Below are 26,982 nucleotides of genomic sequence, written 5' to 3'. Positions count from 1 at the left end.
TCCGATCCGCTTCACCGGGGCGCGTGATGACGACGGTCGCTGCTCCCGCGGGAACCGTCTTCTTCTTCGTGGGGATGGTCACGCTCTCGGTGGCGCCCGGAGCGATGCTCTCGATCGTCGTCGTTCCGTAGGCCGTCCGGACGACGGCACTCACGGCCGCACTCTCCGGGTTGGTGACGGCGACCACGAGGACGACCTTCTTCTTGACGATCTCCGTGCGCGGCCGCCGAGACCATCGGGGCTGCGGGCTTCGCGGTGACGGTCACCGTCGGAAGGGTGACCGAGATGCCGTCGACGGCCGCGGTGACGATCGCCTCCCCGGGTTCGGCAGCGGCAGTGAGTGGTGCGTGCTCAGCGCGTCCGGAGGCATCGGTGGTGCCTGTCGACGTCGTTCCTCCGTCGGTGAAGCGTGCCGCGCCGTCGACGGTGAAGAGGACGTCGCGGCCTGCTGCGGGCGAGCCGTCGGCGCGATGTGCTTCGATCCCTCGAGCGGCGATCGCGGTGCCCACCTCGACGCTCTGGGAAGCCCCCGTGCTGATGGCCGAGGTCGCCAGTGCAGGGTCGGGGAGGGGCGCGATCGCGCCGAACAGCCGGATCTCGGCGATGTTGATCCAGGTGTTGTTGGCGATCCTCAGATACCGGAACGGAGCCGGGTCGGCGTTGGTCAGCGCCAGCTGCTGCCAGGCAAGCGTTCCCTTGGCCGAGGTGGTGATCGTCGTCCAGGAGGTGAGGTCGGTCGAGGCCTCGAGGTGCAGACTCGAGGCCCGGCTGGTGCCGTTGGAGTCCTGGCGCACGAGCAGCTCAACGCGCTCCAGGTCGAAGTTCTCGTCCTCTCCCGCGTCCATCACGAGGTAGTAGGCACCGCCCACCGCGCCGATGTCCGAGAAGGTGCTCGCCACCGAGTCGGTCATGCGCTGCAGGTGCACGGTCTTCGCCGTCTCGGCCGTGCCGGTGAGGCCGACCGTGGTGACCCGCGAGGGGAGATCCGAGATCAGACGGTCACCGGTGCTGACGGTAACCGTCGATCCGTCGGTGGTGGTGGTCGATGGTCGCCCTGCCGCTCCCCCGGCCGTGGTGTACTCGACCCGCGACGCGACCCTCGATCCCACTGCGGCCGTGGCGGGGACGACCGCGGATGCACTCCACGCCGTTCCGGATCCGGTGACAGCGGCAGGCACTCCCGCGAGGGTGACGCGGACACCGGAGAGAGGTTCGGTACCGGAGATCGCCAGAGTGACGGTGTCTCCGGCAACGGCGAGCTTGGGAACGCTGTTGCTGCTCGTGAGCGTCGAGGTGGCGATGAACGACGCCGGTGGCGCGACATGGGTGCCGAACAGTCGCAGTTCCGCGATGTTGATCCAGTCGCCGTTCGCAATCTTGAGGTAGCGGAACGCGGAGGTGCTGCTCACCGCGAGCGTCTGCCAGTCGAGAGTGGCGGCCGCGTTCCCCGTCAGCGTCGTCCACGTGGTGAGGTCGTTCGATCCTTCGAGGTGGAGGCGTCCCGCTCGGCTGGTGCCCCAGGAGTCCTGGCGGACCTGCAGCTCGACTCGCGAGAGCGCGATCGAGCCGCCCTCCCGAGTGTCGAGGATCGCGGCGAACGCGCCGTTGTCCTGCCCGATGTCGGAGAAGGTCGCGCGGTCGCCGTCGAACGTCTTCGTGATCTGGGAAGCGCGACTCGGGTCGAGCTCGCCGGCGGAGTTGATCGTGTCGACGATGCCCGGAAGCCCGCGGATCATCGTGGTCTCGTTCGAGAGGAACAGTGTGGAGCCGTCGGACGTCACGACGAGCGGATCGGCCGAGGTCCCGTCGGCGAGACGATATCCGATGCTGAACGCGACCGGCCGCCCGGACGTGACATCAGCAGGCAGGACTGCTGTCGCGGTCCAGGAGCGCGGGCCGCCCGAGATGGTCGCCTCGGCCCCTTCGATCGTCCCTCGGACGTCCGTCACGTTCTGGGACGTGGTGAACGAGAGCGTGACGGTGTCACCGTTCGCCGCCCGCCCCTTCGAAGGATTCGAGGACGTGATCGTCGCGGAGGAGACCGCGGAGGCCGCTTCGACCCGTTCGCCGTCGATCCGGAACTCGCCCACGCTGAGGATGCCCGAGAAGTTCGAGTCCTGGAGCTTGAGGAAGCGGAAGGACGAGTCCCGGTGCTCCTGGGCGACAGCGAGGGTCTCGCTCGCGTTCGTGTTCGTCGTCGAGGCAGGGGTCAGCTTCGTCCAGGTGACGTTGTCGTTCGATCCGTAGACAGCGGTACCTGCCAGCCGGCTCCCCCACAGGTAGCGGGCCTGGAGGCTGAACGCATCGGCTCGGACGCGGTAGGCGGTTCCGAAGTCGAGCGTCATCGAGTCGACCGAGAGGTCCCCGGAGAAGGTCTCGGCGTCGAAGTCGAGCAGGTTGCCCAGCTTCGCGGACCCGATGGACGAGGTGGCGATGTCGACGTAGTCGAGGGAGCCGTCGGAGGCGCGCGGGGAGAGCAGGGCCAGAGCGGCCGTCGCTTTCTGGAGTTCGAGCAGCGCAGCGTCGAACGCACTGCTGCTGGAGGCCACGAGAGCGTCGGCGGTAGCGAGGGCGCTGTCATAGGCCGTTCGAGTCGTCGAGGTGTACACCGCCTGTTCGTCGAACGCTGCTCGTGCACGGGCGATCGCGGCGGGCCGATCGGCGACGACCTCGATCGTCACTGCGAGGGCGGCTTCGGTGGTTCCGTCGTCCGCCTGCACGACGAGGCGGGACGTGCCTGGAGCGTTCGGAGTCCAGGTGAAGGCTCCGGTCGAGCCGTTCAGCACGGCGCCGCTGGGCAGGTCGTGGCCTGTGTAGGCGAGGGAGCCTCCCGGATCCTTCGCGGACAGGTCGGCGCTCAGCGCCTGCCCCTGCACTCCGATCACCGTGGTCGACGCACCGCGGTCGAAGACCGGCGGGGTCAGGGTGTCGCCGGCCTGGACGTCGACCTTGTCCAGATCGATGGCGCAGTCGGCGTCGCTGGTCGTGCAGCTGCTCGTGAAGGTGTAGTACGCGAGGTGGTTGTCGCCCATCTCGGGGAGAGGGACGACGGACTGATTCATGTCGTAACTGATCCAGCGCCACTGTCCCTCCGTGTCGGGGACGCTGACCGTCTGGTACGGGTCGACGTCGGGGAGCCTGCTGACTTTGAGGGTGGCGGGCTCGGTGGTGCGCACGCGGACACCGACGGGGCTGTAGGAGGTCCGGGGGCCGTAGACGAGCGAGCGGACGGCGACGACCGTCCCGTCCTCACCGGGCGTCACTCGGAGGACTGCTCCGGAATCGACGGCAGTCGCGTCACCCGAGATGACCGATCCCTTCTGCTCGAAGGTGACGGGCGACCCGTTCTGAGGGGGGATCACATCGGCTGAGGCGGCGGCGGGGAGCGCGAGCCAGTACTCGGCGCCGGGCATGCTGCCACCCCAGAAGGTGCGCCGGCCGTCGGTGTCGCCGCTGACCGCGGTTCCGATCTCGAGGCTGGGGAAGTTGTAGAACATCGCAGGGTCCTGCTGCTCGTGCTGCTGGGCGACATACGGGGCGATGGTCGCGACATCGACGCCGAGCTCGCGCGCGTAGATGTTGTAGAGCTCGCTGAGCGAGTCGGACCAGCGACCGCGGTACCACTGCGAGAGCTTCGCCGGCCCACCGGTGATGTCCACGAAGGGGACGTCGTAGCCCATCATGAAGCCCACGAACTGGTTCACTCCGCGCAGGAGCCGGTAGTCCTTGAAGGCGTATGGAGAGACGGCGTCGGCCGCAGTCGAGACGGTTCCGTCCTCCGGGTCGACCTTCGTGCCTTGAGAGTCCACGACGCGGGCGAGTGCGGTGAGGATGTTCACATCGCCGCCGCCGTGCGCCTGATCGCGTGCCATCTCCTGGTGCTGCACGAAGGAGTAGCCGTACGTGTTGTAGGGCGCATCGGCCGGGATCTCGCGGAAGATGCCGGTCAGTGCTCCGTTGATCGCCGGGTCAGGGGCGGTCGAGTTGACGGTGAACCACTCGACGCTCTCGTCGTAGCGGGCCTTGTCGTCGCGGAAGATGTAGCCGGCCATGGCGCCCAGCAGCGGGATGCTGAACTGGTTCATGTAGTAGCTGTTGTCGTGCAGGATCGTCTCCGTCATGGGGACGATGAAGTTGTCGCTCAGCTTCGCCTGGTCCTGAGCGGTCCACTCGAGCGGGTACGACAATGCGGCCTGCGTGAAGGTGGACGAGCGGATCAGCTCTGCAGCGGCGATGAGCTTGTAGAAGACGATGCCGGTCTTGATGTAGGAGTCCGGGTAGCGGACGTAGCCGGAGGGGTTCATGTTCTCCCACACCCGGAGGATCCGCAGCGCGTTCTCGCGATAGACCGCATCTCCGGTGAAGTAGTAGAGGACGGCCTGGGTGTATGCGCCCTCTGCGTCCGTCCAGAGGCGGCTCGAGTCGGACGCGTCGTCGTAACGGGCATCAGCCGGAGCGCTGTCCGAGGGCCCGAGGTTCGCCGAGCGCAGCGTCCGCGACGCGAAACTCGAGGAGAGCATCGCCGAGTAGTAGTCAGTCCAAGGCGCCTGACCGGCGAGGAGCTTCGCCCGCGTGCCCTCCAGCTCCGGCGCGGTCACGCCGAGCGCAGGATGCTTGAGGCCAGTCGGTCCGGTCGATGTCTGGAGGCTGATCGCGCTTGATATGGCCGGAGCTTCAGCAGCGGCGGCCAGAGGAGCGGTGCCTATCAGCCCGGATAAAAGGGAGGCGAGAAGGACGAACGCGGATGAGAACTGCAGGATTCGTCGAGATCTAGGGGGTGCCATTCTGATCCTCCGTGGGACGGTGTGCGCGACGTTGCGACCGGGTTAAGGAAAGCGCTCTCCACCTGTGGTGTCAAGCGTCGGTATGTCCTTGCTTCCGATTCTGCGTCGCGAGGAACTCGTTCTCCGACTGCCGCTCAGCGCGGAGATGGCTGAGGAGCGCTGAAGAGCGGCTCAGAGACGATGGCGCGGATGCAGGGCGGAGCGTTCGGCCAGGCACGCCCGTTCCGGATTTGTGGCCCAACGGCTCTGAGGCCGTTGCTCGGCAGGGTGGAAGCGATGGTGACCGCGCAACGCCTCCCCCCCCGAAAGAGTTTCGGAATCTCCCGGCTGCCTCACACCTGGTGTCAGTCTGGTCCGCACTCACTCAAAGAAGAGTCTGAGAGGCATCGTCGCCTTCGCTACGTCGTGCACTCGGCTCATTCCGTCACCGCGCCCCGCCAGCTCTGCTGTTGGGTTCGCACGCTCGCGAATTGGATCCGACTAATGAGAACACTGCAAGCCACAGCCCTCGCCGCTACCGTCGCCCTCGGCCTGACACTCACTGCGGCGGTCCCCGCCACGGCGTCGACCGACACCGGTCCCACCCTCCGCGAACTGGCTGAGCCGGCCGGGCTCACGATCGGCTCCGGATCGATCAAAGCCGCCGAGTGGACGACCGATGGTCGCCCGTCCAACTACCTCGCCGAGCCGGCGTTCGCCGACACCCTCTCCGAGCAGTTCAACGGCCTTTCCCCCGAGAACGAGCTGAAGTGGCTCTTCACTCAGCCCCAGGAAGGGGTGTACGACTTCGCAGGGCTCGATCGCCTGGTGGCGTTCGCTGAGGAGCACGACATGGCCGTGAAAGGCCACGGTCTGATCTCCACCTGCTGTAACCCCGAGTACGTCGAGGCGATCACCGATCCCGACGAGATGCGGGCAGCGATGACTGACCACTTCACCACCGTGATGCAGCGCTACGACGGGAAGATCGACCGCTGGGATGTGGTCTCCGAAGCCCTCGAGGTTCAGGGCACCGAGCTCCAGCCCACGACCTTCTACAAGGTCCTCGGCCCGGGCTACATCGCGGACGCCTTCCGCATCGCTCGAGCAGCGGACCCGGACGCGCGGCTGTTCATCAATGAGAACCAGGTCGAGTTCGACCCGGCTAAGCGCCAGGCCTTCCTCGAGCTGCTGACCGGACTCGTTGCCGAAGGTGTGCCCATCGACGGCGTCGCTCTTCAGATGCACGAGACCCTCGCGAGCCCGGTCTCCGGTGTCATTACCGAGATGGTCAACTCCTACCGAGCTCTCGGGCTCGACGTCGAGATCGCCGAGCTCGACGCTCACACGTACGATCCGGTCCAGCAGGCGCAGATCTACGGCGACGTCCTCGCCGAGGCTCTCGCTGCCGGAGTGACCGAGGTCAGCACGTGGGGATTCACGGACAAGCACCTCTACACCTGGCTCCCGGGGTCCAAGCCGCTGCTGTTCGACGAGGAGTACAACCCCAAGCCCGCCTACTTCGCCTTCCGCGACGCTCTGCAGCAGTTCGTGCAGCCGACCGCTGCGCCCGGCGTGGCCACCCTGTCCAACACCGGATGGAAGTTCGGGCTGAGCGATGGCAGCTACGACGTCAAGATGAGCCTCCGCAACGGTGCACCCGGTAGCTACTACCGTCTCTACGAGAACGACGTCCTGGTGTCGGCTCAGCGACTCGACTCCATCAACGCCTCGTCGCAGTCGGCGACGACGTCCTTCTCCGACAAAGCCGACGGCAAGTACAAGTACCGCGCCGAGCTCATCAACTCGCAGGGTGTGACGTCGACAAAGACCACCACCGTGCTGGTGAAGAACCTCGCACCGACCAAGCCCGTAGTCAGCGTGGACAACAAGGATCAGGACGGAACGTTCGTAGCGACTGCGACACTGAAGTTCGGGATCAACGGGACCTCGTACGCCTTCAAGCTGGATGGCCAGGTCGTCGGATCGGGTCCGCTGAAGGCCGCCACCCCGAACAAGCAGACCGCGCAGGTGTCCCTCTCGGGCATCGCCGCCGGCCCGCACACACTCACCGCCGTCTTCACCAATGCGAAGGGATCGACGGAGTCCAAGCCGGTCACCGTGACGGTGCGCTAGCCGTCAGACACGGGCCACTCCCCCGAAGCGCCGCTCGGTGACTACACGTCGCCGGGCGGTTCTTCGTCCCCCCCGCACATTACGAACGATCATGTTGCAGGGGCAGCTGCCACCGACCCTCTAACGACGAGATCGGTGGCCAGCTCGAGTCGACGGCTGACAGGATGCCCGCCTCTGATGTCCAACAGGCTGCGCAGCGCAGCGGCTCCGATCTCCGCGATCGGCTGCCGGACCGTGGTGAGCGGGGGCGAGGCAAGTTTGGCTTCGACGAGGTCATCGAACCCGATGACGCTGAGCTGCTCGGGGATACTCAGACCGAGTGCGTGCGCCGCGGTGTACACGCCCAGGGCCATGTTGTCGTTGCAGGCGAAGACAGCGGTGGGCCGGGCGCTCGACCGCAATAGCTCCGCAGCCACCTGAGCGGTGGCCTCCGCTAACCATCCGCCGTAGAGGACCATCGGTCGCGCGTCGGGCAGGCGTTCGCGGACGCTGGACAGGAATCCTCCTGTGCGTTCGCGACAGTTGAGTGAATGCGGATCTCCGGCGACCACCGCGAAAGAGGTGTGGCCGTGGTCGATCAGGTAGCTCGCGGCGTCGTGACCACCAGCCCAGTTCGACGCCCCGACGCTCGGTGCAGAGCGAACAGGAGTGCCAGCAGGGTCGATGAGGACGAACGGGATGCGCGCTCGGTCGAGGAGCCGTCGTTCGACGGCGGTCGGCTGCTCGACGGCAATCAGGGCACCACGTGAACGATGATCCACGAGCCGCTCCACCCACGAGCGCCCTCGGCTGTCCCCGTTGCGAACCATGATGATGACCAGGTCGAGCGCGCTATCCGCTGCCACACGCTCAACGCCTCCGATCAGCGCGCTGGCCCAGGAATCCCCGACGGCGGGGAGAACGAGGTCGACCAGCTGCTCGGCGATGAGCGCGTCGACTGCCGCAGACGGCACGCGACGGTATCCGACCTGCGCGGTTGCCTCCTGAACGCGCTCCCGAGTCTCTGGCGAGACATCACCGCGTCCGTTGAGAACCTTCGAGACGGTAGGAACGGACACCCCGGCGACTCGGGCGATGTCACGAAGAGTCGGAGCTCGTGCGCCGGATGGTGTTCCCATGAGGACAAGGTATCCCCGCCGAAAGCTTGCGCAATGCCGAGTGTCCGCTTCCTTCCAAATACTGAGAAACCAGAGCTGACAGCGCGAAATTATTTCGGGAACAGGTTGTCGATATCGCCGTCGCCCTACGGTGAAATCGTCTTCCCGCAGCCCCCGAGCGGGGCGGGAACCGCGCCCGAAACCGCACCTCACGACACCGGAGTCCTCGATGAATCACCACTTGATCGCTGCGAGCGACCTCTTCGTTCCTCAGGGATTCACTCTGGGGGCAGCGACCGCGGCCTATCAGATCGAAGGCGCAGCGGCGAAGGATGGCCGAGGCCCCTCGATCTGGGACACCTTCAGCCACACCCCTGGTGCCACCTCGGGCGGCGCGACGGGTGATGTCGCTGCCGGACACTACGACCACGTCGAGACCGACCTCGACATCATGACCTCGCTGAAACTCGACGTGTACCGATTCTCGATCTCATGGTCGCGGGTCATGCCGACCGGCGAGGGGGCTGTCAACGAGGCGGGCCTGGCGTTTTACTCCAACCTGATCGACGGACTTCTTCACCGCGAAATCAGCCCTGTGGTCACGCTGAACCACTGGGATCTCCCTCAGGCGCTCGAGGACAAGTACGGCGGCTGGCGAGGACGCGAGACCGCCCACGCCTTCGAACGCTACGCAGAGATCGTCGGGGCGAGGTTGGGAGACCGCGTGGCGATCTGGTCCACTCACAACGAACCCTGGAACAACTCGTTCGCAGGATACGGGCACGGCGTGTTCGCCCCCGGGGTGAAGAGTCATGAGGATGCGCTGAAAGCAGCTCATCACCTCAACCTTGCGCACGGCCTCGCCGTTCAGGCACTGAGACGCACGATCACCAAGGACGACGCGAAGGTGTCGATCGTCCTCAACATCTTCCGCGTCGAACCGGAAACGCCCGACGACGCGGAAGCTGCGCGGCTGTTCGACGCCGTCGCCAACCGCGTGTTCACCGGACCAGTCCTCGAGGGCGCATACCCAGCAGATCTGCTCGAGGACACCAAGGCGTTCACGGACTGGAAGTTCGTTCAGCCGGGCGACGAAACGATCTGCCACCAGCCCATCGATCTTCTCGGAGTGAACTACTACGAGATCATGCATATCCGTAGCCGAGCCGACTACGACCCGGCTCGCGAGCAGAAGGGCGGGACCGAGTTTCCCGGCTCTGAGCGTGTCGAACTGTTCCGGCCGGAAGGCTTTGACCGCACAGCCATGGGCTGGACCGTGGAACCGTGGGGGCTCGAGAATCACCTCGTCGCGCTCTCCGCGCAGTGGCCCACCCTTCCCATCATGGTGATGGAGAACGGCGCGGCCTTCGATGACGTCGTCACCGAAGTCGACGGTCAGCCCGCGGTACTCGACCTCAATCGCACGCAGTACCTCATAGATCACCTCACCGCCACACTGCGTGCGCGGGATCGAGGCGCGAACGTAGCCGGCTATCTCGTCTGGTCGCTCTTGGACAACTTCGAGTGGGCGGCCGGGTACGGACCCCGCTTCGGAATCGTCCGAGTGGACTACGACACCCTTCGCCGCACCCCCAAGCTCAGCGCCCACTGGTTCGCCGAAGTGTGCCGCACGCGCACCGTGCCGGCGCTCGCGACCGTCGACCTGAGCGCCTGAAGCGCCTTCACGCGTGGGGTTCCACGGTTCGCATCGGATCTCCCGTCGCGGACGAGGTCAGCGCTGTCAGAGCGTGATCAGTGGGAGGGTGAAGCTCCTTGTAGGGCCGTTTCCTCCGCGGGCTCGTGAGCGCTCGTCTCGTCAACTGCGGGGTAAGGACGGGGCCGCAGCGTGGAACGCGTTTCTGAAACGACGTCCGGGTTCTGCGCGGTGAGCGCCCACCAGGATCGGGCGGCGGCGACGAGCTCCCAGTAGGCGTCGACAGCTGCGACCGGATCCAGGTCGGGACGATACTGGCGCTGAACCTGAAGACCGTCCATCACGGCGATCCCCAGCGCCGTGACCAGCTCAGGGCTCACCCCGGGAGGAACCACACCGTCATCGGTACCGGGCTCACGCGTTTGCTCCTGAGCAGCGCGATAGTGATCAACGAAATACTTGTGCGCCGGGTGCGCCGGGTCGATCGCCTCCGCGGCCAAGGCGATGTACAGCGACGTCAGACCCTCGTGCTCGGCCGCATGGCGAGCAACCTTCCGAGATCGCGTCGCAACGTCAGCGTCAGCGATGTCGGCCAGATACTCGGCAACAGACGCATCCCGGAGATTCAGCACCTCCACGAGCAGGTCCTCTTTGTCCGAGAAGTAATGCAGGAGCAGGGCCTGAGACAGACCGACGCGCTTGGCGAGCTCCCGCATGGAGGCGTGGGTGTACCCGGACTCACCAAACAGCTGAGCCGCCGCCGTCACGATCTCACGACGGCGCTCCACGCCCTTGCGGTACGGTCCGCGCGTTCTCGAGCTGGTGGGCATGTCCCCCACGATAACCCCCGCTCAGAAGATCTCCACGAAAACTTGTCATGCGACCAGGTTAGGGCGCATACTCATCTCCGTCACCACCGAACGGCACCCGATTGAACGTTGGGCCAAGCTCGAGGTCAGGGCGTCCATCGCAACAGCTCACGCATGGACACAGCTGCCCGAGCGACGCAGTTCCGAACGGTGTGGCCCCTCGCACACACAAAGGAGTAGGAATGCGATCAATCCCGAAGGCCCTCGTGCTGCTAGCCGCGGCGCCCCTCGTTCTTCTGGCTGGCTGCTCAGCCAGCGGCTCGAACGACTCCGGCGCGGACGGCAAGGTCACCCTGTCGATCTCGACGTTCAGCGAGTGGGGGTACGACGACCTGATCAAGGAGTACCAGGAGCTCAACCCGGACATCACCATCGAGCAGAACAAGTTCGCCACCAGCGACGAGGCGAAGGAGAAGTTCCAGACCTCGCTCGGCGCCGGATCCGGCCTCTCCGACATCGTCGGCGTGGACAACAGCTGGCTGCCTCAGGTGCTCGAGAACCCCGACAACTTCGTCGACCTCTCCTCGCCTGATGTCGAAGGCCGCTGGAACCAGTGGAACGTCGACCTGGCCACCTCCACCGACGGCAAGCTCCTGGGCTACGCGACCGACATCGGCCCGTCGTCCATCACCTACCGTGCAGACCTCTTCGAGGCGGCCGGGCTGCCCAGCGACCGCGAGTCGGTCGCGGCGCTCTTCGGCGGAGACGAAGCGACCTGGGACGACTTCTTCGCCGTGGGCGAGCAGTTCCAGGCCGCGGGCACTGGAGTGCCGTTCTACGACGCTTCGGCCTCGATCGCGACCAGCTGGGGCGACCAGTACGAGGTGCTGTGGGAGGACCCCGACAATGGAGATATCATCGCCGGCACCAACCCGGATCTGAAGAAGATCTACGACACGACGATGGAGCACGACGACCTCTCGGCTCACCTCGCGCGCTGGACCGAGGACTGGAACAGCTCGTTCCAGAACGACGGCTTCGCCGTGATGCTCTCACCGTCTTGGATGCTCGGCGTCATCGAGGGCAACGCGGCCGGCGTGACCGGCTGGGACGTCGCCGACGTCTTCCCCGGCGGCGGCGGCAACAGCGGTGGCTCCTACCTGACCGTTCCGACGCAGTCGGAGCACCCTGATGAGGCCAAGGCCCTCGCGGACTGGCTGACCGCTCCCGAGCAGCAGCTGAAGGCCTTCGAGTCGACCGGCAACTTCCCCAGCCAGGTGGAAGCCCAGCAGAGCGAAGAGCTCCAGCAGGTTACGAACGAGTTCTTCAACAACGCGCCCGTCGGCCAGATCCTCACTAACCGTTCCGCGGCGATCACGGAGATCCCCTTCAAGGGCGACAACTACTTCGCGATCACCGACGCTTTCAATAAGGCGATCAACCGCGTCTCCGTCGACAAGACACAGAATGCGCAGGAGTCCTGGGACATGTTCCTGGATGAGCTGGGCAACCTCGAATAGGCCCTGACATCCCCCGTAGGTGAGGGGCGCGCTGACGCGCGCGCCCCTCGTCGCGAAAGAGAGTGAACTCCATGTCCGACCCTGTTGCGAACGCGACATACCGCCCGAGGTCCGCACCACAGCCGATCTCCCCATGGAAAGAGCGGCTCGGCCGCTGGGACTTCAAGGCTTCCCCCTACGCGTACATCGCGCCGTTCTTCATCGTGTTCGGCATCGTCGGACTCTTCCCACTCCTCTACACCGCCTACGTCTCGCTCCACGACTGGGACCTCATCGGCGGGCAGGGCGACTTCGTCGGCCTCGACAACTTCACGTTCGTCCTCAGCCGGCCGGTCTTCTGGACCTCCCTCGGCAACACTCTGAGCATCTTCCTGCTCTCGACCATCCCGCAGATCGCGATCGCCCTGGTGCTCGCGAGCGTGCTGAACGCCAACATCCGCGCAAAGACGTTCTGGCGCATGGGTGTCCTGCTGCCCTACGTCGTCGCCCCCGTCGCCGTCACCCTCATCTTCTCCCGCCTGTTCGCCGATCAGTCAGGACTCGTGAACGCTGTCCTCGAGCTGGTAGGTGTAGACGCGATCGGCTGGCACCGCGACAGCCTTCCCTCGCACGTCGCGATCGCCACGATGGTCAACTTCCGTTGGATCGGGTTCAACACCCTCGTCCTGCTCGCCGCGATGCAGGCCATCCCCCGCGAACTCTACGAAGCGGCAATCATCGACGGCGCCGGCCGACTGCGGCAGTTCGTCTCCGTCACCGTCCCCTCCGTGCGACCGACCATCATCTTCGTGACCATCACGTCCACCATCGGCGGCCTCCAGATCTTCGACGAGCCCAGGCTCTACGACGCCCAAGGCCTCGGCGGCAACTCCGGACAGTGGAAGACCATCACCCTCTACCTCTACGAGCTCGGCTGGAACCAGCAACGACTCGGCCGCGCGGCAGCCGTGGCCTGGCTGCTGTTCATCCTCATCGTCGTCTTCGCCCTGGTGAGCAATTGGCTCTCCCGCCGCATCGCCTCCGGCGACACCACCGCGCCCACCCGCAAGACCCGCCGGACGTCTCGGGTGAACGAGGCCGCCAGCGCCACCCCGATCGTCAACACCAGCCTCAACATCTCGACCGACGAAGTTCTTGAGAGGACGCCATGACCGCCCCCTCCGTCCCCTACATCCACCAGACGGCCGGCCCAGGCGCCGCGAAAGCGGCCTCCCGTCGACGCGACAAAGGCACCACGGGGGACAAGCCGAAATGGGTGACCTACGCGCTCCTCGGAGCCGTCATCCTCATCTCGGTCCTGCCGCTGTACTACACCGTCCTCCTCGCGTCGAATACCTCGGCCGAGGTGTCACAGAACCCCATCCCCTCCGTCATCCCCGGCGGAGAACTCGCCAGCAACCTCGTCAGACTCTTCGAGTCCGACATCGACCTGGTGAAGGCCGCCTGGAACTCGTTCTTCGTCTCCGCTGTCACCGCCGTGGCCGTCGTCTTCTTCTCCACCCTCGCCGGCTTCGCGTTCGCGAAGCTCCGCTTTCGCGGCCAGGTCCCCCTGCTCGCCTTCGTCGTGGCCACCCTTGCCGTCCCGACCCAGCTCGGTGTCGTCCCGCTCTACATCGTGATGCGCGAACTCGGACTCGTCGGCAACCTATGGGCGGTCATCCTGCCCGGCATCGTCACCGCATTCGGTGTCTTCTGGATGACGCAGTACCTGTCGGCTGCCCTCCCCTTCGAACTCATCGAAGCGGCCCGTATCGACGGCGCGTCCACCTTCCGCACCTTCTGGTCGATCGCCCTTCCCGCAGTTCGCCCCGCCGCCTCGATGCTGGGCCTGTTCACCTTCATCGGCGCGTGGACGAACTACTTCTGGCCGGCCATCGTCCTCGGACCCCAAAACCCCACCCTGCCGGTCGCGCTCCAGCTCCTGCAGACCGGGTTCTTCAAGGACATCCCGCTGATCATGACCGGCGTCCTCGTGTCGATCGTGCCGCTGCTGGTCCTCTTCCTCATCCTCGGTAAGCAGCTCGTCGCCGGCGTCATGCAGGGCGCAATCAAGGGCTGAGAGCCTCAGCCGCCCCTCACCGCTCAGCGTCGATGCCGACCTGACAGCACGAAACGGATTGCCCATGACCACCACCACCGCACGCACCGAAGAGGCCTACCGAGACCTCAACGGAAACGGCCAGATGGACCCCTTCGAGAACCCGCTACTGAGCGCACAGGAGCGCACCGAGGACCTCCTGGTTCGCCTCAGCCTCGAGGAAAAGATCGGTCTGCTCTTCCACACCGTCATTGAAATCGGGCCGGACGGTGACCTACTGGAGGAGCCGGGCGCGATCAGTAAGTCCCCCACGACCGAAGTCGTCCTCGACCGCTACATCAACCACTTCAACGTGCACCGCATCAGCAGCGCACGCGAAGCCGCACATTGGAACAACGCGCTGCAGCGGCTCGCTGCCCAGACACCGCACGGTATCCCGGTGACCATCTCCACCGACCCCCGCCACGCTTTCGTCGACAACGTCGGAGCGTCCTTCACCGCCGGCCCCTTCTCGCAATGGCCGGACGCTCTCGGCATGGCCGCGCTCCACGACAGCGACACCGTCCGAGACTTCGCGGAACGCGCCCGCGACGAATACCGCGCAGTCGGCATCACCATGGCGCTGCACCCCCAGGTCGATCTCGCGAGCGAGCCGCGCTGGACACGCCAACTCCAATCCTTCGGCGCCGACCCCGACCTCGCCGTGGACTACACCACCGCCTACCTCGAAGGCTTCCAGGGACCCGCGCTCGACGCCTCCAGCGTCGCCTGCGTCACCAAGCACTTCCCGGGCGCCGGCCCCCAAAAGGACGGCGAAGACGCTCACTTCCCCTACGGACGGGAACAGGTCTATCCCGCCAACGCGTTCGGTGTTCACCTTCGCCCATTCGAGGTAGCCATCCGCAACGGCACCGCGGCGATCATGCCCTACTACGGCATGCCCATCGGCCTGGAAATCGACGGCGAGCCCATCGAAGAGGTCGGCTTCGGCTACAACAAGCAGATCCTCACCGGCCTGCTGCGGGAGAAGCTCGGCTTCGACGGCGTGATCCTCACCGACTGGGAACTCGTCAACGACAACATCGTCGGCGACCAGGTCCTCCCCGCCCGCGCCTGGGGAGTCGAGCACCTCGACGCTCGCCAGCGGATGGTCAAAATTCTCGAGGCCGGCGCCGACCAGTTCGGCGGCGAGCAGTGCACAGAACTCCTGATCGAGCTCGTGCACGACGGCAGCATCTCTGAAGCCCGAATCGACGAATCCGCGCGGCGCGTGCTGCTCGTGAAATTTCAACTTGGACTATTCGACAACCCCTTCGTCGACGAGGAAGCGGCCGCCGCTCTCGTCGGCGGCGCCGCCTCGCGACGTGCCGGCCTGGAGGCCCAGTCGCGATCCGTCGTCGTACTGAAGAACGGCCAGTCAGAGGACGCACCAACCCTGCCGCTGACGCCCGGCATGAAGGTGTACTCGGAGGGAATCGATCCCAGCGTGCTCGCCCAGTTGGGCTCTCCCGTCGCTCACGTCGACGACGCCGATATCGCGATCATCCGCATCGAAGCACCGTTCGAACCCAGAGATGATCTGTTCCTGGAGAGCTACTTCCACCAGGGATCGCTGGAGATGCGACCGGGACTGGTTCATCGCCTGCGCACCATCGCGAAGACCGTTCCGCTGGTCCTCGACGTCGCACTCGACCGGCCCGCACTCCTCGCGCCCATCGTGGAGGCTCTGGCCGGGCTCACGGTCACCTTCGGTGTCTCCGACGAAGCACTGGTGACCGCTCTCACCGGCCAAATCAGCCCCGCGGGGCGACTTCCGGTCGAGATCCCGCTCTCGATGGAAAGCATCCGCGACTCCGCCCCGGATGCTCCCTCGAGCACACGGGACCCGCTCTTCCCGATCGGGTTCGGGCTCGAACTCGCCTGAGCGACATCGGGTAGGAGCGGTGAGCAGACGGCGCACCGTGCTGCCGACAGCCGCTCCTACCCGACCTCTCTCATTCACACTCGCTGCAGGCAGCAACCCGGCGAGAAGCTCGCACCGACGAAAGTGTGCGCCTCCCCTCTGAAAGGACGACGATGACCAGCTCGGCTGACACGATCGAGGAGCACTCTCTGCAGAACGCGCCCTACCGGGACGCCTCTCGCCCCATCGCGGACCGCGTCGCCGACCTCCTCGGTCGCATGACAGCCGCCGAGAAGGCCGCGCAGCTGGTATCCCCCTTTGGAGCGATGGTCGACACGCGCACCCCGCCGGACACCGGCTGGGGAGTCGTCACCGCCAGCCTGTGCTCGCTGCGGATGCCACCGCGCGAAACCGCACGACTCGCCAACGACCTGCAGCGCGTGCACGTCGAGAAGACGCGACTGGGAATCCCCGTCCTCTTCGCCGAGGAAGCGCTGGTCGGCTTCAAGGTCCGTGACGCGACGATGTTCCCCGAAGCCATCGCCCAGGCCTCCACCTGGAACCCCGACCTGATCGAGCGCATGGGCGCCACGATCGGTACCCAGATGGTCTCCCTCGGCGCCCGGCAGGCACTGTCCCCGCTGGCGGACGTCGCCCAGGACCCGCGCTGGGGCCGAGTGAGCGAGACATACGGTGAGGACCCGTACCTCGTCGGCCAGATCGCGTCGGCCTTCGTCCGTGGCATCCAAGGGGCCGTCCCCGACCGCCCCGTGATCGCCACCCTGAAGCACTTCGTCGGATACGGTGCCAGCGACGGCGGCCGGAACACCGAAACGGCGAACATCGGAGAGCGAGAGCTCCGAGAGGTCTACGGGCGCCCGTTCGAGACAGCGATCCGCGAGGGCGGGGCACGCGCCGTAATGCCCTCCTATAACGACCTCGACGGCAGTCCCGTCTCAGGGTCGACTGATCTGCTCACGGGTCTGCTCCGTGATGAGTACGGCTTCACCGGCCTCGTCATCTCCGACCTCGAAGCAGTCCCCCAGCTCCACACCAAGCACGGCACCGCCGAGAACGTCGCCGCCGCCTACGCCCAGGCCTTCACCGCCGGCATGGACGTCGACCTCGCCAACAGCAACTCCGCGGACAAGATCCTGCAGGCCCTCCAGGAGGGTCTGCTTCACGAAGCCACCCTCGACCGTGCGGTCTCCAGCGTGTTGGCAGCGAAGTTCGAGCTCGGTCTCTTCGAGAACCCCTACGTCGACGTCGACGCAGTCCCGCAGACCCTCGACTCGGACGAGGCACGCGCGCTTGCGAAGACGGTCGCAGCGGAATCGATCGTGCTGCTGCAGAACAGGCCCGTCAACGGAAAGCCCCTACTGCCGCTTCCGGCTGATCTCTCCTCCATTGCCGTCATCGGCCCGAACGCCGACCGTCCGCTCGGCCAGCTCGGGCACTACAGCTACCACGTGCTCGACAGCATGACCGTCCAATTCGCCGCCGCCAACGACCCTCAATCCCGAGCCGCAGACACCGAAGGACTCGCCGGCGCCGGTCCCGACGACGCGAAGCTGCTCGTCGAGTCAGTCCCGATCGTGACGTTCCTCGACGGCATCCGCGCTCGCGCCGGCGCCGACGTCGACGTGCTCTACGCACCCGGCAGCCGCATCGCCAGCGACGACCGCACCGGCTTCGACGACGCCGTGCGAGCAGCCCAGTCAGCCGAAGTCGCGATCGTCGTCGTCGGCGACCAGTCCGGCATCAACAGCCTCGGAACCGTAGGCGAAGGCCTGGACAGCTCAGACCTCACCCTGCCCGGAGTGCAGCGCGAACTGGTGGAAGCAATCGTCGCAACGGGAACACCCACGATCGTCGTGCTCAGCCACGGTCGACCGTTCACGCTGGGGTGGATGGCCGAATCCGTGCCCGCCATCCTCACCACCTGGTTCGGCGGAGAAGAAGCAGGAAACGCCACCGCCGCAATGCTCTTCGGAGACACCAACCCCGCAGGCCGCCTCCCCATCGCAATGCTGGAATCAAGCGGCGCCGCCCCCGTCACCTACGGACGCAGCCTCGAAGGGCCGGCATACGTCGACGGATCCATCCGTGCGCTTTACCCCTTCGGACACGGCCTCAGCTACACGACCTTCGACTACAGCGCTCTCACCCTTGACTCCCCCACTGTCCCCACCGACGGAACCATCCGCTTCACGTTCACCGTCAGCAACACGGGTCAATGCGACGGAGAGGAAGTCGTCCAGGTCTACGGGCACGACGTCCACGCGCGAACTGTCCGCCCTGCCCGCATCCTTCTCGCCTTCGACCGTGTGTCGCTCCAGCGCGGAGAGACACGACTCCTCTCGATCGAGATACCCACCACTCTGTTCGCCCTCTGGGACAAGCGAGAAGGGTGGCTCGTTGAGCCCGGCCAGGTGGAGCTCTTCGTAGGGCGGTCCTCGGCGGACATCGCTTCGACAGCAGACGTGCTCCTCACCGGCGAGGCATACGCCGTGGAACCGTCCCGACGCACACGGCCGAGCCGCGTCGCCTCCGGCGCCTGAGGAGACGAACATGCAGATTCAGAACAAAGTCTTCGTCATCACAGGCGGCGGCAACGGAATGGGCAGGCAGGTCGCCCTCGAGATACTCCGAAGAGGCGGCCACGTCGCAGCGGTCGACCTGAACGAAAGCGGACTCACCGAGACCCGCACGCTCGCGCGGACCACAGCCGATCGTCTGAGCGTTCACACGGCGAACGTCACGGACACGGCTGCCGTCGCGGCGCTGCGCCACGAGGTTCTCGCTCGGCACACTCACCTCGACGGCTTGATCAACATCGCTGGCATCATCCACTCGTTCGCCCCGTTCGAGGAACTTTCCATCGACGTGACCGAGCGTGTCATGGGCGTCAACTTCTGGGGCACGGTCAACGTCTGCCGGGAATTCCTGCCGACCTTGAAAGCCCGTGACCACTCCGTACTGGTCAACATGTCGAGCCTCTCAGCGCTCATCCCCTTCGCCAGCCAGACCTTCTACGGAGCCAGCAAGGGCGCCGTCAAGCAGTTCAGCGAGGGGCTGTACGCGGAAGCGCTCGGCACCGGCCTCACCGTCTCGACCATCTTCCCCGGCAACATCTCGACGAATCTCACCGGCAACTCCGGAGTCGCGATGATCGATGCAAAGGGAAAGAAGGTTCGAGCGACCACACCAGAAGCCGCAGCGCGCGCCATCGTCGACGGGATCGAAAAAGGCAAGTTCCGGATTCTCGTTGGAAGTGACGCGCGCCTCCTGGACTGCCTCGTCCGACTGGCCCCGCGGTGGGCGACTGGCATGGTCGCTAGGCAGATGGCAGCTGTGCTCTAGTCATCACTTACTCGATCAGTGGCCCCACAGCCCATGGCTCCAATTGATCGGTCTAAGTCAGTCCGCGGGTGCCTCGTCGTCGGCCGTTGTCAGCCCTGCTCGTCCGGCGGGAACATCCCGGTCGGCGGGGCGGCGTAAGGGAGCATGTCGCCTGGCCGGTTCTCGTCCGTCGACGTCGCGAAGGGGCCGTTGGGTGAGAGTAGGACTCGCATGTGCGGATCCAGATGATTAATCCAGTAGGCGCTCAAAGACCCGGCGCTCGTTCGAATCTCCTCCCACATCCGCCAGAGGGCTTCGATGCGGGTCAGCGCCTCGACACTGCTCCACCACTCAGCCGCCCACCGGTCGCCGGCGGCCTGGCCCTTGGCCGTCACCCGGCGCCGGTAGGAGGGTCGGAGGAACTTGCGGACCCACTCGTCGGCGGATCCGAAGTACGTCGCCGGCCCCTCTTCCTCGTCCACGTCCTCCACCTCGACGGGGTGCAGGCTGACGGGTCGAACCGGAGCCGAGAACGCATCCGTGTCGACATCGAACAGGTCCTCGTCGCTCATTGCTCACCGCGGAGAGTCGCGTCCTGGTCTGCGTCGACGTCCGCCGCAGGCTGAGCCTGGCGCGGAGGCATGACCGTCACGACAGGCGAGACGGGTGCGGCGTTCGCTGGTCCGCTGCTGGCGTCGTGGGCGGCGATGGAGGCGTTGATCGCGGCGACCTGCTCCTTGGGGCCGTTGTACCAGGGCACGGTGTCGACGAGGGCGGCGCGGGCGCCGGAGGAGAGCATGATCGCGCGTCCGCGGCCCATGCTGGTGAGGTCGGCGACTTCGAGGATTTTCTCTCGCCGTAGCGCCGAGGTGGTGGAGCGGACGCCCTTGTTGTAGCTGGCGGAGGTGGTCTCTTTGTCGTAGGTGCCGATCAGCTCGGAGAGGGTGCGCAGGAACTCGTCTTCTGCGACTCCGCCCGCGTACAGCTTCACGTTCGCCGCGGACCACAGCTTGAGCATGCCCTCCTTCCCGAACACGCCGACGCCCTGGGACCAGGACTGGAACACGGCCATGATCGGGATCCCGCGCGAGCCGTAGTGGGAGTACAGGTCGGGGAGGTCCTTCCACCGGCAGACGTTCGCGGCCTCATCGAGAACGGCAACGAGCGGCGTCGCGAGGCGCCCGCCCCGGGAACGTGCCGCGTGCTCCTCCGCGGCCTCGATCGTCGCGGCGGTCAGGGCGGTGACGAGGGGGCCGGCGGTGCCGGCGCCTTCCTTCGACAGCGAGTACAGCGTCTGGGTCGACGTGACGAACGTCTCGGGGACGAACTGGGGACGGGTGTCGTTCGGGCGGGCGTTCACCCAGTCGGCGGTCGCGGCGCTCTTCAAGCACACGGCCATGCCCTGCGCGGTCGAGTAGATCCCGTCGCGGGCCTTGTCGGCGGTGTTCATGATGCCGCGGACCGCTCGCGCGTTCGTCGGGTAGCCGTTGTCGTGCAGGAGCTCGACGGGGGTCTCGTCCTCGACGGAGGTCAGTTCCCGAGGCACAACTGACTGTTGCTCAATAGTCCCACAAGCTGTGGGACTATTTGCCCGAAGCTCCGCTGAGGTCGATCGCGGCGATGATGTGCCGCTCGTCTGGCAGCGCGAGACGCTCGGCGTCGGGGAGCGCGTCATAGGTGTAGGTCGCCACAGCGATCGGGGATGCTGCCTGACTGAGGGCGTAGCGGACGATGTGCTCGTCCTTGTCCCCGCAGATGAGGATGCCGATGGTCGGGGCGTGGCTCGGTCGTCTGAGCCGTTCGTCGACGAGCGCGATGTAGAACCCGAGTTGGCCAGTGAACGCGGGCTCGAAGTCGCCCTTTTTCAGCTCGACGACGACGTAGCGCAGCTGCTCGGTGTGGAAGAAGAGCAGGTCGAGGTAGAAGTCTCGGCCGCTGACGTCGAAGTGAACCTGGCGGCCCGCGAAGGTGAATCCGGTGCCGAGCTCCTGGAGAGTTTCGGCGATACGGTCGAGGAGGGCGCTCTCCATGTCGCGCTCGGCGGCATCTTCAGTGAGGTTGAGGAAGTCGAAGACGTAGGGGTCCTTCGCGATCTCCCGTGCGAGGGCAGAGTCTGCGGGCGCGAGCCGGTCGACGTAGTTCGACGGCGCCCGGCCGGCCCGCTCCAGGGTCTGGTTCTTCACGTGGTTGAGCAGCATCGACCGTGTCCACGAGCTCTCTGCTGCGGCGGCGGCGTACGCCGCGCGCACGTCAGGGGTGGAGAGCTTGTCGAGGAGGAGGCGGACGTGGCCCCAGGGCAAATGTCCCACAGCCTGTGGGACTTTCTCCCGGTCGGGCCAGGCGGCGGCGAAGGCGCGCATGTAGAAGAGGTTGCTGCGAGACAGACCGGTCATCGCCGGGAACTCTCGGCGCAGGTCTTCCGCGAGCCTGTCGAGGACTCTCGTGCCCCACGGCTCCTTCGCCTGCTGGTCGAGGATCGCGCGACCCAGGTCCCAGTACAGGCTGATGAGCTGCGCGTTCACGGTGCGCTGAGCGCGCAGCTGCGCGTCCTGAACGCGCGACGTCAGCGAACGCAAGAACGGCTCGTAGCCGTTCGGCAGTTCGATGTCGCGTCCAGTCATCCCGCAATTGTCCCGGATCCGCGACGAAGCGCCGGCCGCGGCGATGAGGATGGCGTCCAACAGGCTGTTGGACTCCCGCGCAGTTGCTCCGCCGCGGTCGTCGACGACCGGATGCGACGCGATCTGAATCGACCCGCGGTCGGGATCCTCATCTGGGGTGGCCACGACAAGCACTCCGTCCGCTACGCCCTCAGCCAGACCGGCTCCCCCATGGCCGTCTCCAGCTACACCCGCGAATCCCTCCCACTGGCAGAGCGGGCGGCGATACCGACGGCCGAGCAGATCACTGCAGCCCTCGACGGGCCTGCAGAACCGCCGCGGCTAGCGAGACGAACCCCTCACCCACCGGCGCAGCATCGGCCTAGATAGCGAGATGCCTTTCTAGCTCCTCGGAGATCGGGTGGTGTCAGAGGCCCGCTTCGAAGTGTCAGCGGCCTGGCTTGGATCGTTCGATCTGAGTCCCCTGGCCGCGGCTGCCGCGGGTTGAGGGGACACGCGTGCGCTTCGTGGGCTCCGCGCCGCGGGCGGGAGTGGCGAAGGATGCGTCGACCGTCATCCGCGCGTTCACCTGCTCCTCCGGCACGTTCTGGGCCTGCATCGTCGCTGCCGTGTGCGCACGGCGCTCGGCGCTGTCGTACGCAAGTTCCCCTTCGGATCGAGCCGCGACTACGCGCCCCTCCTCAGTCGGCGCCGGAGCGTCGTCCGGGTCGCGGAGCGCACTGTTGTCGTCGCGGTAGAGGGCGACCTGAGCCCTGGCGTCCGCAGCGAGGCTGCGCAGCTCCTCGGAGCTCTGCGTGGGCGTGCCGCCGGCCTCTGCATCACGGTCGTACTGGGCGGCCTGCTGCTCGAGCTCGTCGGCACGTCGTGCGGAGTCGACGGGGACCTCGGACGCCGTGATCTGGTTTGAAGCGTCATTGGCGCGGTCGAGGCGGTCGGCTTCCGCGATCATTACCTGGGCCTCGGTGACGTCACGGCGGGATTGTGCCCGCTCGGCGTCCGCCGCGGCGACGGTGAGGCCGCCGGCATGGTCGGTGCGCCACTCCTGCACGAGAGCCGCGCGGGCGGCTTCAGCCACCGCCGGGTCCGCCGACTGCGCCCGGCCATGATCATCGAAGGCGACGGCTGTCTCAACGCGGTAGTCCTGGTAGCCGACCGGATCGTTGGCGCGCTTCCACTCCTCCGCGACGCTCAGCTCGAGCGCGGGGACGTCGCCGGCGACCGCCGCGCGGTAGTCCGCGATGAGCGCACGTTCCGCCGAAGGGTTGGGCTCGCGGATGTCGCCGACGGGCATCTTCAGCCGGTCATCGTCGTGTCGGTGGTATCCATCGAGCGCGGCAGTGGAGGCCCACTGCTTCGCGAGGTCCAGCTCGGTCGGGGTGTCGCGTGCGATGCCCTGCAGCGTGGCGACGTCGACGCCGTAGCGCTCCTTCGCCTCCGACGCGATCAGTGCGCTGGCGGACGCGATCTGCAGGTCCGCGTCCTTCCATGCCGCCGCCGTCTCCGCGACGCGGGCGACGTCGTGCACGGTCGCCTGATCCCACCACTGGGGATCGTTGACGACGGTCACCGCCTGCCGTGCGGACGCCCGCTCGCCCTCGTAACGGGCGGCGAGCTCACGCGCCTCTATGGCGCTGCGCTGTTGCGCTTCGCGCATCGCCTCCTGGTACGCGCGGGCCAGCTTCTCGCCGAGCTGGATCGCGATGGTGAGCGCGATCCGTGCGGACGAGTTGATGGACTCCTCCACGCCTCCGTCGTCGTCAGCCATAGTGATTCCTCCCCTTCACTAGTGTCGGTCTAGCGGTCGTGTCCGTCGCGCTCGCGCGGCTCGGTGCCGCGCTGCGGGGCAGCGGTCGAGGTGACATTCGGCTCCGCCTTCGTGAGCTTCGTCGGGACGGGAGTCCCTGTCGCGAAGCTCGCCTGCACCGTTTCGCGCGCTCGGCGGGTGTCCTCGGGCAGAGCCTCCCAGGCGTTCTTCTGGATCTGCGCGCTGTAGCCCTCGTGGACCGTCTTCAGCTGGTTCCGGATCGTCCCGGCGAGCTCGCGGGTGCGGCGGGCGTCGCCGGCGGCCTTGTGGGCGTCCATGATCGCTCGCGTGGTGCGCACGATCTGGCGCAGCAGCATGGCTTCCTCGGCGGCCTTGTTCCGCTTCCCGGCGGTCGCGAGGATCAGCATCGTCGTACCGGCCATCGACGGCATCCCCGCCGGCCGCGGCGTCGACTCGTGCGCCCGCAGATGCGCGGAGCGGGCGAGGGTCCGCGATGCTTCAGCGAGCGGCCCGGGTGTCGGCTCGAGGCGCCTCGACCATGCGGCGTAGGCGCCGGATGCTTCGCGGGCCGCGTGTGCCCAGATCGCGCGATCGGCGGGGTCCACTCGACTCAGGTAGTCGTGCAGCCGCCCCATGTCCTCCGCGTAGGAGGAGTAGAGATCGCTAGAGAGCTCTGCCGATTCGCGGCCGGGCGCAACGGGCTCGTAGCGCCACGGGTTCTTCGCTGTCGCGCGCCACTCATCGACCGCTGTCTGCGCGGACTGAGGTGAGTCCGGCCAACCTTTCCGCAGCTCCGGGAGAGTGAGATCTCGGGCGAGCTTCCCGCCGCCGTGCCACACCACCGGCGTGCCCTTCTCGGGACGCAAGGCGACCGAGTAGCCGGCGACGACATCGTCGCGGCCCGCCGCGTAGCGCGGGCGGATGAGCACCCCGGACTGACGCATCCGGCGCACGAACTCCGCCTCATCCGCTGATGCAGATGCCGACGAGCGGACCGCGCGCTCGAGCCGGTGAGCGTCGACCTCGACAGCGCCGCGGCGCTGCGCGGACTCGCGCGCGCCTGGCTGCACACCGCGCTCCCCAGCTCACGCTCGGGCGCGTGCAACGGTTCGAGCCCGTACTCCTTCTCCAACTGCCGGCTGACCCTCTGCGAAAGCGCCTTGTCATACGCGACGTGCGCCTTCGTCCCGTCGGCGCGCACCGCGGAGACAGCGATGTGGATGTGGTCGTTGCCGTTCTTCGACAGACCGTGCCGCACGGCGATCCACCGGCAGTCGGCCTTTCCGGAGGACTCGCCGGCGAACCCCATCCGGTCCACGAAATCGGTCGCGATCCGTCCCCACTGCTCATCGGTGAGCTGCCCCTCCTCCGCACGCAGCGAGAGGGAGCAGTGCCAAACATCAGCGGCGACGCGCTTGCTGCCGATCTGCTCACCGGAGTCCTTGTCGAACACCTTCTCCTGGCGGGTCACCTCGACGCCGAAGAAGTTCTTGTACTCGTTCAACTCCGCCGCGATCGCGGCGGCCTCGGCCCGATCGAGGACGCTCTCACCATGCATCGCCATGATCGCCGGGTCCCCCGCGATCAAGTGCTGCTCGGTGTGCTCGTTCGCTCGCCCCTCCCCCGCGAGGTAGCGCACGAGACCGCCCATGTCCCCGCCGTACGTGACGTTCGGGATCACTGGCCGGCCAGTCGTCGCAGCGTCTCGTTCACCCGCGGCACCAGCGCCCGGTACTCCGCCGCCACCTGCACTGCTTCCTCAGGGAAACGGCCCTCGGTGTTCGCGAAGCGAGCGAGCTGATTCATGTTGCTCGAAAGCCGCCCCATCAGCGTCCGCAGCTGCATCAGCTCCGAACCGACCGACTTCCACTCCACATCCGACCTCACCTGCGGATCGATCGCCGCCTCGAACATCAACCGCGGCACCGTCACATCCAAAACCTCGGCCCGAGCACGCAACATCGCATCCTCATCCGGGGACACCCGCACGACGTACTTCTTCTCCCGCCGCTGCTCCGGCGGAACGTTCGGACGACGCTTCCGACCGAACAATCTGCTCGACTCCGTCATCACATCCCCGTCCTTCGGCCCAGCGCAGCGAACCCGCCAACCAGCGGGGACCATACGTCCAGTATGCGCACCGGGCCAGCGCAGCGCCAGACCGGCAAGCAACTTAGGACACCTAAGACGACAGCTTGCTCTACGACTTCATACGCCCTGTACCAAACAGGTGTGATCATGGTCGAGGTCAACACATGCACCCTCCTCGGTACCCATTTGACTGCCGTTCTCGGTAGTCTCGGGGTATGAACGACGTGACTCGGAACCCTGATGAGGCAGCGGAGGCGGCTCGCCGCCTCCTCGAATCCACCGTCGAGAGGCGGGTCGAAGCGGTGCGGTCCATCGTGAGCGCAGCGAACGACACCGACACCGCGCGGACCGCTCTCTCTGACGCGCAGACCCGCCACGCCAAGGCGTGGTCCGCCGCACTCGCGTGCGGCTGGTCGGAGAAGGAACTCCGCGCAACAGGCGTCCCGCGACCCGAACAGACCCGCGCCCGAGTGGCGCGCACCCGCCGGCTTTCGGCCGGCGACACCGACATTGCCGGATCGACGGACGGCGTCAACTCGGATTCGATGGAGCAGGTCGCGTGACCGACCACAACGACGCGCTCTACGCGCAGGTCCGCGACTGGGCTGAGGGGTCGAACCCGCTCGCCGCAGCGGTCGAGCTGCTGATCCGCTCGGGCCTCGTCTACGCGGGCGCTCCATGGGTCCGGACCGATAACGCCTGGAAGACGAGCGCAGTCGACTTCGACCGCCTCGGCTACGAAATCGGCGTGCTCAGCGGCGGCGAGCAGCGCGTCGCCCGCATCGCCGCTTCACTAGGGCAGGGCATACCCGTCGACCTCCGCGAAGATGTTTCCGGACTCGACTACACGCAGACCCAACTCGTGCTCGCCGCGGTCGCGCACTCCGCCGGATTCACTGAGCCCGGAATGACCATCAAGGACATCGACGGCGTACCCACGCTGACCCCCTACGACGCCCTCACCACCTGGCCCACCGAGTAACGTCACTAGCGACGCAGCGACCCCCTCGCTCGTCTCGAAGTAGCCCCGCTCGAGCATCTGCTCGCGGGGGCTTCTTCGTCGCCACTCACCCAGGAGCCACTGCGCCGTCAGTACCAACGGCACACCTCCGAGTCGACCGCACGCACCGTCAATCGAAGACGAGGCAAGTGATGGTCGGGCTAGGCCGTTCGCGGACGCCCCCTGACCACCTGTGCACAGCCCAGCTCTTGCAGGGCTGGCCCGAACACAGATGGACAGCGG

At 66.5% G+C, this 26,982-nt stretch carries 20 protein-coding genes; 10 read left to right on the top strand and 10 right to left on the bottom strand.

The features are described from left to right. Positions 1-11: 11 nt before the first annotated feature. Positions 12-4,520, bottom strand: coding sequence for a hypothetical protein (locus AC0CID_RS19390; protein ID WP_465228191.1), 4,509 nt, complete (start codon positions 4,518-4,520; stop codon positions 12-14). A 747-nt stretch (positions 4,521-5,267) separates the two neighbouring features. On the opposite strand from AC0CID_RS19390, the gene AC0CID_RS19385 reads away from it, so the two are divergent. Next, complete coding sequence (locus AC0CID_RS19385; RefSeq protein WP_465228190.1) at positions 5,268-6,899, top strand: endo-1,4-beta-xylanase; 1,632 nt, start codon at positions 5,268-5,270, stop codon at positions 6,897-6,899. Positions 6,900-6,988: 89 nt separating this feature from the next. Here the strand turns inward: AC0CID_RS19385 and AC0CID_RS19380 are convergent, their stop codons facing one another. After that, on the bottom strand, positions 6,989-8,017 hold the full coding sequence (locus AC0CID_RS19380) for a LacI family DNA-binding transcriptional regulator (protein ID WP_465228189.1): 1,029 nt from the start codon (positions 8,015-8,017) through the stop codon (positions 6,989-6,991). A 208-nt stretch (positions 8,018-8,225) separates the two neighbouring features. Here AC0CID_RS19380 and AC0CID_RS19375 point away from each other — a divergent pair, with 208 nt between their 5' ends. Beyond that, positions 8,226-9,671 (top strand): GH1 family beta-glucosidase, encoded by a 1,446-nt coding sequence (locus AC0CID_RS19375; RefSeq protein WP_465228188.1) that lies wholly within the window; start codon positions 8,226-8,228, stop codon positions 9,669-9,671. Between the two features lie 77 nt (positions 9,672-9,748). On the opposite strand, the gene AC0CID_RS19370 is transcribed toward AC0CID_RS19375, so the two are convergent. Beyond that, positions 9,749-10,480: a TetR/AcrR family transcriptional regulator gene (locus tag AC0CID_RS19370; protein WP_465228187.1), complete on the bottom strand. Its 732-nt coding sequence runs from the start codon at positions 10,478-10,480 to the stop codon at positions 9,749-9,751. A gap of 221 nt (positions 10,481-10,701) precedes the next feature. On the opposite strand from AC0CID_RS19370, the gene AC0CID_RS19365 reads away from it, so the two are divergent. From AC0CID_RS19365 to AC0CID_RS19340, 6 genes are all read left to right on the top strand, one after another. Continuing rightward, positions 10,702-11,979, top strand: coding sequence for an ABC transporter substrate-binding protein (locus AC0CID_RS19365; RefSeq protein ID WP_465228186.1), 1,278 nt, complete (start codon positions 10,702-10,704; stop codon positions 11,977-11,979). Between the two features lie 71 nt (positions 11,980-12,050). After that, positions 12,051-13,130, top strand: a complete 1,080-nt coding sequence (locus tag AC0CID_RS19360; RefSeq protein ID WP_465228185.1) for a carbohydrate ABC transporter permease — start codon at positions 12,051-12,053, stop codon at positions 13,128-13,130. Next, positions 13,127-14,038: a carbohydrate ABC transporter permease gene (locus tag AC0CID_RS19355; RefSeq protein WP_465228184.1), complete on the top strand. Its 912-nt coding sequence runs from the start codon at positions 13,127-13,129 to the stop codon at positions 14,036-14,038. The genes AC0CID_RS19360 and AC0CID_RS19355 overlap by 4 nt, the downstream gene beginning before the upstream one ends. Positions 14,039-14,102: 64 nt before the next feature. Next, positions 14,103-15,941: a glycoside hydrolase family 3 protein gene (locus AC0CID_RS19350; RefSeq protein ID WP_465228183.1), complete on the top strand. Its 1,839-nt coding sequence runs from the start codon at positions 14,103-14,105 to the stop codon at positions 15,939-15,941. A gap of 152 nt (positions 15,942-16,093) precedes the next feature. Beyond that, positions 16,094-18,481, top strand: a complete 2,388-nt coding sequence (locus tag AC0CID_RS19345) for a glycoside hydrolase family 3 N-terminal domain-containing protein (RefSeq protein WP_465228182.1) — start codon at positions 16,094-16,096, stop codon at positions 18,479-18,481. Between the two features lie 10 nt (positions 18,482-18,491). Continuing rightward, positions 18,492-19,283 carry an SDR family NAD(P)-dependent oxidoreductase gene (locus tag AC0CID_RS19340; protein WP_465228181.1) on the top strand — a complete coding sequence of 264 codons (792 nt, stop codon included), beginning with the start codon at positions 18,492-18,494 and terminating at the stop codon, positions 19,281-19,283. A gap of 89 nt (positions 19,284-19,372) precedes the next feature. Here the strand turns inward: AC0CID_RS19340 and AC0CID_RS19335 are convergent, their stop codons facing one another. From AC0CID_RS19335 to AC0CID_RS19305, 7 genes are all read right to left on the bottom strand, one after another. Next, positions 19,373-19,834, bottom strand: a complete 462-nt coding sequence (locus tag AC0CID_RS19335; protein WP_465228180.1) for a DUF4913 domain-containing protein — start codon at positions 19,832-19,834, stop codon at positions 19,373-19,375. Then, positions 19,831-20,808 (bottom strand): type IV secretory system conjugative DNA transfer family protein, encoded by a 978-nt coding sequence (locus AC0CID_RS19330; RefSeq protein ID WP_465228179.1) that lies wholly within the window; start codon positions 20,806-20,808, stop codon positions 19,831-19,833. The genes AC0CID_RS19335 and AC0CID_RS19330 overlap by 4 nt, the downstream gene beginning before the upstream one ends. A 37-nt stretch (positions 20,809-20,845) precedes the next feature. Beyond that, the gene (locus AC0CID_RS19325; protein WP_465228178.1) at positions 20,846-22,048 is read right to left on the bottom strand and encodes a PDDEXK nuclease domain-containing protein; all 1,203 of its coding nucleotides are present in this window, start codon (positions 22,046-22,048) and stop codon (positions 20,846-20,848) included. A gap of 262 nt (positions 22,049-22,310) precedes the next feature. Then, positions 22,311-23,648 carry a hypothetical protein gene (locus AC0CID_RS19320; RefSeq protein WP_465228177.1) on the bottom strand — a complete coding sequence of 446 codons (1,338 nt, stop codon included), beginning with the start codon at positions 23,646-23,648 and terminating at the stop codon, positions 22,311-22,313. A 29-nt stretch (positions 23,649-23,677) separates the two neighbouring features. Next, positions 23,678-24,070, bottom strand: coding sequence for a hypothetical protein (locus AC0CID_RS19315; RefSeq protein WP_465228176.1), 393 nt, complete (start codon positions 24,068-24,070; stop codon positions 23,678-23,680). Between the two features lie 188 nt (positions 24,071-24,258). Next, positions 24,259-25,329 carry a relaxase/mobilization nuclease domain-containing protein gene (locus tag AC0CID_RS19310; protein ID WP_465228175.1) on the bottom strand — a complete coding sequence of 357 codons (1,071 nt, stop codon included), beginning with the start codon at positions 25,327-25,329 and terminating at the stop codon, positions 24,259-24,261. Next, entirely contained in the window at positions 25,326-25,718 is a 393-nt protein-coding gene (locus tag AC0CID_RS19305; protein ID WP_104292870.1) for a plasmid mobilization protein, read from the bottom strand. Before AC0CID_RS19305 ends, AC0CID_RS19310 begins: the two co-directional genes overlap by 4 nt. 236 nt (positions 25,719-25,954) lie before the next feature. Here AC0CID_RS19305 and AC0CID_RS19300 point away from each other — a divergent pair, with 236 nt between their 5' ends. Continuing rightward, a complete protein-coding gene (locus tag AC0CID_RS19300) occupies positions 25,955-26,302 on the top strand; it encodes a hypothetical protein (protein ID WP_465228174.1) in 348 nt (115 codons plus the stop codon). Then, positions 26,299-26,721, top strand: coding sequence for a hypothetical protein (locus AC0CID_RS19295; protein ID WP_465228173.1), 423 nt, complete (start codon positions 26,299-26,301; stop codon positions 26,719-26,721). Before AC0CID_RS19300 ends, AC0CID_RS19295 begins: the two co-directional genes overlap by 4 nt. Positions 26,722-26,982: the final 261 nt, after the last annotated feature.

The sequence above is a fragment of the Rathayibacter sp. AC451 genome (assembly GCF_979253095.1).
Note: the sequence above shows the minus strand (reverse complement) of the source record. Positions and strands in the feature narration are given on the sequence as shown.

What these genes read in the sequence shown, in the direction of transcription:
- AC0CID_RS19355 (WP_465228184.1), top strand. Translation starts at nt 13,127, where the DNA reads ATGACCGCCCCCTCCGTCCCCTACATCCACCAGACGGCCGGCCCAGGC.
- AC0CID_RS19360 (WP_465228185.1), top strand. Translation starts at nt 12,051, where the DNA reads ATGTCCGACCCTGTTGCGAACGCGACATACCGCCCGAGGTCCGCACCA.
- AC0CID_RS19380 (WP_465228189.1), bottom strand. Translation starts at nt 8,017, where the DNA reads ATGGGAACACCATCCGGCGCACGAGCTCCGACTCTTCGTGACATCGCC.
- AC0CID_RS19340 (WP_465228181.1), top strand. Translation starts at nt 18,492, where the DNA reads ATGCAGATTCAGAACAAAGTCTTCGTCATCACAGGCGGCGGCAACGGA.
- AC0CID_RS19320 (WP_465228177.1), bottom strand. Translation starts at nt 23,648, where the DNA reads ATGGCTGACGACGACGGAGGCGTGGAGGAGTCCATCAACTCGTCCGCA.
- AC0CID_RS19370 (WP_465228187.1), bottom strand. Translation starts at nt 10,480, where the DNA reads ATGCCCACCAGCTCGAGAACGCGCGGACCGTACCGCAAGGGCGTGGAG.
- AC0CID_RS19375 (WP_465228188.1), top strand. Translation starts at nt 8,226, where the DNA reads ATGAATCACCACTTGATCGCTGCGAGCGACCTCTTCGTTCCTCAGGGA.
- AC0CID_RS19300 (WP_465228174.1), top strand. Translation starts at nt 25,955, where the DNA reads ATGAACGACGTGACTCGGAACCCTGATGAGGCAGCGGAGGCGGCTCGC.
- AC0CID_RS19335 (WP_465228180.1), bottom strand. Translation starts at nt 19,834, where the DNA reads ATGAGCGACGAGGACCTGTTCGATGTCGACACGGATGCGTTCTCGGCT.
- AC0CID_RS19305 (WP_104292870.1), bottom strand. Translation starts at nt 25,718, where the DNA reads ATGACGGAGTCGAGCAGATTGTTCGGTCGGAAGCGTCGTCCGAACGTT.
- AC0CID_RS19385 (WP_465228190.1), top strand. Translation starts at nt 5,268, where the DNA reads ATGAGAACACTGCAAGCCACAGCCCTCGCCGCTACCGTCGCCCTCGGC.
- AC0CID_RS19315 (WP_465228176.1), bottom strand. Translation starts at nt 24,070, where the DNA reads ATGGCCGGTACGACGATGCTGATCCTCGCGACCGCCGGGAAGCGGAAC.
- AC0CID_RS19350 (WP_465228183.1), top strand. Translation starts at nt 14,103, where the DNA reads ATGACCACCACCACCGCACGCACCGAAGAGGCCTACCGAGACCTCAAC.
- AC0CID_RS19365 (WP_465228186.1), top strand. Translation starts at nt 10,702, where the DNA reads ATGCGATCAATCCCGAAGGCCCTCGTGCTGCTAGCCGCGGCGCCCCTC.
- AC0CID_RS19390 (WP_465228191.1), bottom strand. Translation starts at nt 4,520, where the DNA reads ATGCTCTCCTCGAGTTTCGCGTCGCGGACGCTGCGCTCGGCGAACCTC.
- AC0CID_RS19345 (WP_465228182.1), top strand. Translation starts at nt 16,094, where the DNA reads ATGACCAGCTCGGCTGACACGATCGAGGAGCACTCTCTGCAGAACGCG.